The organism is Brevibacterium sp. HMSC07C04, from assembly GCF_001815905.1.
GTDB lineage: Bacteria > Actinomycetota > Actinomycetes > Actinomycetales > Brevibacteriaceae > Brevibacterium.
In genome coordinates, this window is sequence record NZ_KV823250.1 from 168,852 (window position 1) to 176,715 (window position 7,864).

The following is a 7,864-nucleotide window of genomic DNA, read 5'->3' on the forward strand; positions in this document are numbered from 1 at the left end:
GGGCGAGGCGTCGCCCGCGGGTGTCATTCCTCTGCCAGCGCCCCTCGGTGTTCGGCCAGAAGCTGCAGCAGCTGATCCAGACGCTTTCCTTCAATCCCCGGGTGGCTGAATACCTCGCGGTTGAGGGCTTCTGTTGCGGCAAGGGACAGTTCGCAGCCCGCATCGGTCAGTCGGACGATTGTGGATCGCCCGTCTTGCGGATGCGGCGCGCGCTCGACTAGGCCGGCCCGCTCTAAGCGGTCGACGGCGTTTGTTGTCGAGGTTGGATGCACCTGAAGCCGTCGGGAGACCACTGACATCGGGAGTTCACCGTGACTGCTGAAGCGCAGAAGGGTCAAAAGCTCGTAGCGGGCGAATGTCAGCTTCAGCGGCCGCAGTGCACGGTCGATGCGTGCCATGAGCAGCTGCTGGGAGCGCATGATGCTGGTAGTCAGCGTCATCCCGTCGGCCGCTTCTGCGTAGCCGTGAGCCAGCCACTGCCGGCGCGCTTCACGAATCGGGTCGAATTTCTCAGCCATAGTCGGGCTGAGTCTAAAGCGCTTGTGTGGTCGAGCGCACATCAGTGCGCTCATGTGGGGTCGGCGCGATGATGTGCTCATGTGCGGACGGCTGACCTGGCGGCTGGAAGCGGCGCATTGGGTCCTGGCGCCAGGATGGGCCAAGGGTGACAAGAGCTGCTTGTGCGCAGGCAATGCACGATCAGAACCCGTTGACACGCAGCCGATGTTTCGCATGGCCTTCACTGAGCGGCGTTGCGCTCTTGCGGTCAACAGCTGCTGTGCATGGGAAAGGACTGAATTCGGCTGGCCGCGCTGAGAGTAATCCATCGGTGTCCAATGGGCACCTGGTCTCGACCTCATTGCAGGGCTACGAGGTGGGGAACAAGAAATGACTTCGGTACGGGGGATGAGAGTAAGATACGTGTTGACCAGCGTGTCGTTTGTAGGCGGACTTTGGCACCCTATTCCGGAGTTTCGGTCGCGCTCAGGGAAAGAAGAATGCAGATGGGCGTATAGAACGTACGAGAGGGTAGAAAGCTGACCACTCCTTCGTTCTGAAGGCCGCCTGCCCCAACCAGCCGGGGCGGAGTTTATACCCCCGGTTCGCGTCAGCCGATATTCCTAGGACGCGGGGCCGCTGAATGCAGTGATGCGAATCGTTCTGGTTGTCGAGTTGTTGTTGCATTTTCCGTCATCGGCTGCAGACTCGTGCTGTGCTCCTTCAACGAGGCGCCAACGTTCCGCATGCACCTGGGAAACGTGCAAGTCCGGTCCAGAGTGTATGTCTTCACGTGGTTATAGCAGCAAGAACCATCCTCGTTGATGTTTCCGCAATCGCTGCATCCAGGGGGGTGAGCCCGGTAGAACTGCTCGGACTAACAAAGGCCCGAGCAGAGCGTCACACACGTCAGAGGCGCTGACTTCGCCTACCGCCTTGCCCCTTGCCTGAGCAAGCGACGGGACTCGGTGGACATTTCTTCTTCGAGGTTTGACAAATTGTTCAGCAAACAGCTCACCGAATTCACTGTCTTGCCGGATCGCTTCAAGGATACCCGTGAGGTTCTTGCGAACGAGTGGCGTCGATAGCATCTCAACTTCGCGGTTTTGAAGAGCGAGGATGTCTGTGGCGATTGAACCGGTGTCTACCTCAGCGCCAACACCATATTCTTTCCGGATCACGGTAAGGGCAATGTCGGCAATGCCATTAAATGGGCTGTAGAATGTCGGTCTTGTCGTCCCTGCCTTCTTGGTCAGCCTATCAACGCTGAGGGCCGAATAACCCTCCGTGATCATCAACTCTTTCGCTGCGGTAATCAACGCGTCACTGACGCCGCGAGCGTACGGGCGGCCCTTCTGAACTGTAACCATTTAAACAATGTGGCCCGAGTGGCGTTGTGTCATTCTAAAATTTACGCGCTTGACTCGCTCGGTGCGCGGACTTGCTCGTTCCCGCGAGAAATTTCCAAGAGGCTGAGGGTCGTGGGCTTCATCGTCGTATTCGTGCTCTTCCCGGTTGGACCCTATTCCGGTCCTGGTTCCAGCAGCGGTAGTGAAATTCGCCAGATTCAGCTGCTGGCACAACAGCTTGCGGTCGGTCGACGAAGCCACGACGAAGTTGCCTTTGAACTGAGTCAGCCAAGAACTGGCTCCGTACTATGAGCGGCTCATTCGCTTGACACTGTTCGCGTCGACCATGTTGTGACGCTCTTGGGTCGAATGGGTGGTCTCGGTACCGAATTCCTTCACGATGAGCGGTGCTTCTATATCGGCGCGGCGATCCCAGTGCGAAAAGCTAGTAACACGAGGTGGACGCGATCGCGTGCCTGGGTCTTGGAGAAGAGGTTTCCGATGTGCTTCTTAACAGTTGGCATAGAAAGCGACAGGACTTCGCAGATTTCTCTGTTTGAATGTCCGTGGGCCACTAGCTTTAGCACTTCAGTTTCCCTAAGCGTAAGGCAGTCGCGGAGCTGCATTTGATCGGTGCCAGCGTGTGCTGGATCGAAGCGATCATTATCCATTTGACGTATACGGTCGAACAGTTTTGCGGTGGGGCCAGGGGAGATGACCGACTCGCCGCGGTGGATCACACGAACGGCTTCGACTAGTTCGTCAGGCGGAGTGTTCTTCATCAAGAAACCAGATGCGCCGTTGTCTATAGCCTTGATCACGTTATTGTCGGAATCAAAGGTCGTCAGAATTGCAATCTTCACTGCGGAGTTCACTTCCAGCAGTTTCTTGGTTGTTTGGATTCCATCAAAGATAGGCATTTGTATATCTAGCAAAATCACATCCACCGGAGTATTCCGCTGACGGTCGATCGCCTCTTGTCCATCTTGTGCCTGCCACGAGACATCCATGCCTGTTTGACCGTTGAGAATTAGGGCCAACCCAGCACTGAAAAGGGGTTCATCATCGACGAGACCGAGAGTAATCATGACCTGCTCCAAAACAGTTCACTCTTGACATGCCACTCGCCAGTGGTTGCGTCCGCACCTGCTGTGAGGGTGCCGTCAAAAGCAAGAGCTGTTTCTTTCATTCCGACGATCCCGGTTCCGGTTCCGACGGTAGTCCTTTCTCGCACTGCGCTACCGGCAGTGTTGCATATGTGCAACATGATCCTACTTGCTTCGATCTGTACTCTAATCGTTACACTCCCACCCGGTGCATGTTTCAACGCGTTGACACAAGATTCCTGGACGATACGGTAAGCGGCACCGCTTATTTGAGCTGGCACATCGTCGATGTTTCCAAGGATTTGTAGTTCTACAGACGGATTCGTGGATCGGACCGACGATACAAAACCTTCCAAATCGCTGAGTTGCGGAGGTGGAGGCTTGTCGACCAGCTGCGCGCTCTGTCCGGTAGGTCCACGCAACAGGCGGGTAACTCTTGAAACCTCGCTGACAGCTTCTCGACTGACATTACCTATATCTTGGAGCAGCCTATCGGCGCCGTTTGGATCGGATTCAAGGATATATCTGGCTCCTTCCGCCTGAACCGCAACAACGCTGAGCGAATGCCCTAGGACATCATGGATTTCTCGCGCCATGTTCGCCCGTTCTTCGATGGTATTGAGCCGCTGCTCAACCCTTCTTTGTTCTTCAAGCAGTTCTGCTCGCTCGATCGCCATATCGAATTGTTCCCGATTGCGCTGGCGCAATAGCCCGGCAAGAGCGGCTGCGATGATAAGCGACCAGGCCATAGTGGTGGCGATAAGTGGATCCAGCCAGGACTCGAGTGCCGAATCTTTTGCGATAAGGAGAATCGTGACCGTAGTTCCGACCAGCAGAGCAACAAGGCTGAGCCACCGCCACGACGATTTGACCTGTGTTTGTGAACCATATGCCACAGACAATGCGAGTGCGATAGTCAGAAGGCTGAGCTTATGGGTAGCGAGGACATGTGCGGCCCCAGCCACTGCGAAGCCTACGACCGAAACGAGCGGCACCGCATTTCTGAACGTGGCAAGAATGACGCATAGCGCTGTGATTGCCCAATGAAACGCTTGGATCGTTCCCGTGGGTGGCGCGGGTCGGCTCAACAACGCGGCCACCAGGATGGCTAAGGCGAGGGCAACGTTCGGCAACTGCGAGAGCTGCGAGCGGAGTCGTGCGAACGATGACTCGATCGTGGGCATCATAGTGCTAACCCTACCGGGGCGGATGCTTGGCAGTGGGATACCGGAGTATGCCTCCAAGATGGTCCCAGGGGATGTTTCGTCATGGTGCAGCTCTGGAGACGATAGAACCATGCTGACTCTGGAAGGACCATTATGACAGCAGTAATCAAGACGCATGCTTTGACAAAGACATTCAAGAACCACACGGCGGTCGACGCTCTCGACCTGAACGTACCAGAAGGCTCGGTGTACGGCTTTTTGGGGCCAAACGGTTCAGGCAAATCGACCACCATGAGAATGTTGCTTGGTCTGACATCACCGACGCATGGAGAGATAGAACTCTTCGGGCGCGAACTCAATCCTACGAGCAGAACCGAGCTGTTACCGGCAATCGGATCCATGATCGAAGCTCCACCGGGGTACGGCCATCTCTCCGGGGAGGAAAACATGCGGATTGTGCGCGACATGCTTGGCCTGTCGAATGCACAGATCGACTATGCGCTGTCGACGGTTCGGCTAACGGAGCACCGCACAAAACTCGTTCGCAACTACTCATTGGGCATGAAACAACGGCTCGGCATTGCGATGGCCATCGCGAGGGGCCCGTCCCTACTTGTCCTCGACGAACCGACCAACGGCCTTGATCCCGCCGGCATCGAGGAAATTCGAAACTTGCTCGTGCATCTGGCCCACGAGGGAATCACAGTGATGGTATCTAGCCATCTCCTCGACGAAATAGACAAGATGGCGAATGTGCTTGGGATTCTTTCTCAAGGGCGGATGATCTTTCAAGGCACTCGCGAAACGCTTTTCGAGCATTCGCTACCCGACCTCATCATTGAAACTCCCGACCCTGAAGCTGTCTTGGCACAAGGCGTTGACGCAACCAAGACTCAAGGCGGGGTAGTAGTCAGCGGCATCAATAAGACAGAGACTGCCGAAATGATTCACCGTCTGGCTGTAGCTAACGTGCCCATCTTTGAGGTTCGTCGAGTACAGCAGAGCCTGGAAGACGTGTTCATGGACCTCACTGGACGCGAGGGTTTGCTGTGAAGCTCGCAATGGTGTTGGAATTTCACAAGATGCGCCGACTGCGGACAGCTCCGACCGTGGCTATCCTCGTTGTAGCTGTCGCTGTGCTATCGAGCTTCTCCCTCTTTTCGGGAAGCACCCAGGAAACCTTGAACGATCCAGATTCCATGCCGTGGGCGGGACTCTTGACGACATACACGTTGATGTCTGCAATGACGTCACCAATCTTGATCTCAGTAATCGCGAGTCGGCAAACCGACATCGAACACTCCGGTGTGGGATGGACGCTCGCATCGACCGCCGGATACTCACCTGGCAGGCTATGTCAAGCCAAGCTAATAACTTTAAGCATCGTATTAGTGCCGGCAGTCGCGATTCAGACTTTGCTCGTCATCGGAATCGGATTGCTCGCGGGTATCCGGGCACCCCTTGAGCCAGGGCCCTGGGTGGGGTACACCCTGCTGCTGTTCTTCGTCGACGTCGGCTTCCTGGCAATACATATTTGGCTGGCAGCAGTCGTTGAGAACCAGTTGATCAGCGTGGGTATTGGAATGCTGGGCGCATTTCTCGCTGCTTTTACCTTTCTCATGCCGGGCCCCATCGCGCGCTTCATCCCGTGGGGGTACTACGCAATGATTTCACACGCTGGACAACGCGGGGGCAGTGTTGCATACATCACGCCGGAGTACGGGTGGGTCGTCGGATTCCTGCTCATCGTTGCTCTGGCATTTGCTGTTGTTACTCATCGACTCAACCGAATTGAGAGGTAAACCAGTGTTTCGAGCTGAACTTCTAAAACTTAAGCGTTCGACCACATGGCTCATCGCTCTGATCTTGCCAGTATTAGCCGTAGTCACGGGCACAATCAATTTGGCCAACAACACTGAGACTCTTGACACCGGGTGGCAATCGTTTACCTCCCAAGTCACCCTGTTCTACGGCTTGTTGTTCTATTCAATGGGCATTGCGCTACTCGCAGCAACGGCCTGGAGGATGGAACACCGCGGAACAAACTGGAACCTGCTGCTGACCACCACACGAAAACCCCTAGCTTTGGTCGTTGCAAAGATCGCGGCAATCACTGTTCCAGTTGCATTTATGCAGGTCGTCCTCGTCATCGGGACTGTCGTCTCCGGCGTGGTCTTCCTGGACCTTGATGGAGCTATCCCTTGGCAGTTTGTGCTGGTCGGAGTGATCTCGGTGGTTGCTGCGTTGCCGCTTATTGCAGTGCAGTCCCTTCTCTCGATGTTGCTGAAGTCCTTTGCTGCGCCCGTCGCTATCTGCTTGTTGGGGTGCGTCATCGGCGTAGCCAGCGTCACGTCTGTTGCGCTTCGACCGCTGAGTTTCGTACTCCCGCAGGGAATAAACACCCGGGCACTCAACCTTGGTTCGACCGCCCTTGCTGGGTCGGGTGGTCTGACTGTCGGTTCAGCGCTGCCACTGATCGGCACTGCTGTCGCGATCGCTGCTCTGTTTTCCCTGGCCACAGTGGCGCTTATTCGCGCTGTCAAACTGCGCTGAGGTGAGCACCCAACTCTTTGCATCGTGAATTGCCTGACAACCTAGCGTGTAACGTAATTTACCGGTCTTGTGATCTGAAACGCAGGTCACACTCATAGTGAATCGAGGACTCAGGAGCTAGGAGCGCTCTGCTGGACGTGATCCAGCACCATTCGACATCCTGTCGGGGCATTCCCGTATGTAGTAGTCCGAATGGTTCGTCAGCGAGGCATGGACGTGGGCGAGTAGCGAAATGAGTGATTCTTTTCGGGCGCCCGTCGACGTCGGGCCCTTCAGTATGTTGGAGGTGCCGGGAAAGGAAGGTCCGAGGGGAAGGTCGTCGTTGTTTGACTGTGCATGTGCATGTCGACGACTGTCGCGGTCGCTGCACTGTTGTTTGTCGGATCAGGCGTAGCTGTGATGGTCTTCGATGCACTGTCATTGTTTACGTTACCTGGGTGGTAGCCAGATGCGGTACGTCGAAGTGTTAGTCCAAATCACCACAGTTGCGTAGGAGACGAAACACCCAAGGTGTCGGGTCCCCCTGCTGAACTCGAAGTTCGAACTAACCGTGTTAGGTCGACTCTTGCCATCGTGGCCGGGTCCCAGCTCCTGGGTTCCATGAGATGGTTTTCAACTCCGCAGCTTCAATAATGCCGGCAGAAGCTCGCCACGACCGCAGCGACCGAACAAACTGGCAATCCATCGACCCGCGGCCCGGCCATTCGACGGTCCCCATGAGCTGGGGGACGTTGATATGCCAGTGCTGGCGATAGAACCCGTCGAGAAGATCCAATCTCTTGAGGTACTGCCTTTCTTGGCAGTCCTCGCGCGTCGAGGTCGTGGTTTCGTGTCACAGTGCGGGATGTCAATGTCCGGCCCAGTCGCGCTCAGCCCGTGTGAGGGCTGGATGGGCTGAGGTCCTGCGCTGGCCGGGCGGGCCGCCGCTGAGGTCTGCTGAGGAGAAGACACGAGGTGTCCTCCGCGGCAAAAGGCGGGTGGTGCACATCACGCAATACCGGCTTGCAAAGCTGGTTGGCTGCAGTCTAAAGTTATATCTCGTTGCCAGGACGCGAAAGCGAAACGGCACAGGCGAAGATTAACTGCAGCAGATCAGAGATTTGCAAGCAGATGAACTTCAGGCTAAGATAGCCAAGCGCTCACATTCCGAGCGTAAGACTTTCACTTTTGATGATGTGCCTGCGTGTGTGGG

8 protein-coding genes are annotated in these 7,864 nt (G+C 55.9%); 4 read left to right on the forward strand and 4 right to left on the reverse strand.

Annotated features, from left to right (window positions below):
- Positions 1 to 23 precede the first annotated feature (23 nt).
- Positions 24 to 518 carry a MarR family winged helix-turn-helix transcriptional regulator gene (locus HMPREF3162_RS04305; protein WP_070574473.1) on the reverse strand — a complete coding sequence of 165 codons (495 nt, stop codon included), beginning with the start codon at positions 516 to 518 and terminating at the stop codon, positions 24 to 26.
- Between the two features lie 79 nt (positions 519 to 597).
- Here HMPREF3162_RS04305 and HMPREF3162_RS11350 point away from each other — a divergent pair, with 79 nt between their 5' ends.
- Entirely contained in the window at positions 598 to 816 is a 219-nt protein-coding gene (locus HMPREF3162_RS11350; RefSeq protein ID WP_226829395.1) for an SOS response-associated peptidase family protein, read from the forward strand.
- A 479-nt stretch (positions 817 to 1,295) separates the two neighbouring features.
- On the opposite strand, the gene HMPREF3162_RS04310 is transcribed toward HMPREF3162_RS11350, so the two are convergent.
- The 3 genes from HMPREF3162_RS04310 to HMPREF3162_RS04320 form a co-directional block, all read right to left on the reverse strand.
- Positions 1,296 to 1,868, reverse strand: coding sequence for a TetR/AcrR family transcriptional regulator (locus tag HMPREF3162_RS04310; protein WP_070777014.1), 573 nt, complete (start codon positions 1,866 to 1,868; stop codon positions 1,296 to 1,298).
- 392 nt (positions 1,869 to 2,260) lie between these two features.
- Complete coding sequence (locus tag HMPREF3162_RS04315) at positions 2,261 to 2,935, reverse strand: response regulator transcription factor (RefSeq protein WP_070575280.1); 675 nt, start codon at positions 2,933 to 2,935, stop codon at positions 2,261 to 2,263.
- Positions 2,932 to 4,140 (reverse strand): sensor histidine kinase, encoded by a 1,209-nt coding sequence (locus HMPREF3162_RS04320; RefSeq protein WP_070574469.1) that lies wholly within the window; start codon positions 4,138 to 4,140, stop codon positions 2,932 to 2,934. The genes HMPREF3162_RS04315 and HMPREF3162_RS04320 overlap by 4 nt, the downstream gene beginning before the upstream one ends.
- A gap of 132 nt (positions 4,141 to 4,272) precedes the next feature.
- On the opposite strand from HMPREF3162_RS04320, the gene HMPREF3162_RS04325 reads away from it, so the two are divergent.
- Genes HMPREF3162_RS04325 through HMPREF3162_RS04335 form a run of 3 tightly spaced genes read left to right on the forward strand, consistent with a single transcriptional unit; the run spans position 4,273 to position 6,672 of the window.
- Positions 4,273 to 5,172 carry an ABC transporter ATP-binding protein gene (locus HMPREF3162_RS04325; RefSeq protein WP_070574468.1) on the forward strand — a complete coding sequence of 300 codons (900 nt, stop codon included), beginning with the start codon at positions 4,273 to 4,275 and terminating at the stop codon, positions 5,170 to 5,172.
- 8 nt (positions 5,173 to 5,180) lie between these two features.
- A complete protein-coding gene (locus tag HMPREF3162_RS04330) occupies positions 5,181 to 5,921 on the forward strand; it encodes an ABC transporter permease (protein ID WP_256282679.1) in 741 nt (246 codons plus the stop codon).
- 4 nt (positions 5,922 to 5,925) lie between these two features.
- On the forward strand, positions 5,926 to 6,672 hold the full coding sequence (locus HMPREF3162_RS04335; RefSeq protein WP_070574464.1) for an ABC transporter permease: 747 nt from the start codon (positions 5,926 to 5,928) through the stop codon (positions 6,670 to 6,672).
- The last annotated feature ends 1,192 nt before the right edge of the window (positions 6,673 to 7,864 follow it).

Excerpts from the sequence above, each read along its gene's own strand:
- HMPREF3162_RS04305 (WP_070574473.1), bottom strand. The coding sequence starts at position 518 with ATGGCTGAGAAATTCGACCCGATTCGTGAAGCGCGCCGGCAGTGGCTG.
- HMPREF3162_RS11350 (WP_226829395.1), top strand. The coding sequence starts at position 598 with ATGTGCGGACGGCTGACCTGGCGGCTGGAAGCGGCGCATTGGGTCCTG.
- HMPREF3162_RS04310 (WP_070777014.1), bottom strand. The coding sequence starts at position 1,868 with ATGGTTACAGTTCAGAAGGGCCGCCCGTACGCTCGCGGCGTCAGTGAC.
- HMPREF3162_RS04315 (WP_070575280.1), bottom strand. The coding sequence starts at position 2,935 with ATGATTACTCTCGGTCTCGTCGATGATGAACCCCTTTTCAGTGCTGGG.
- HMPREF3162_RS04320 (WP_070574469.1), bottom strand. The coding sequence starts at position 4,140 with ATGATGCCCACGATCGAGTCATCGTTCGCACGACTCCGCTCGCAGCTC.
- HMPREF3162_RS04325 (WP_070574468.1), top strand. The coding sequence starts at position 4,273 with ATGACAGCAGTAATCAAGACGCATGCTTTGACAAAGACATTCAAGAAC.
- HMPREF3162_RS04330 (WP_256282679.1), top strand. The coding sequence starts at position 5,181 with ATGGTGTTGGAATTTCACAAGATGCGCCGACTGCGGACAGCTCCGACC.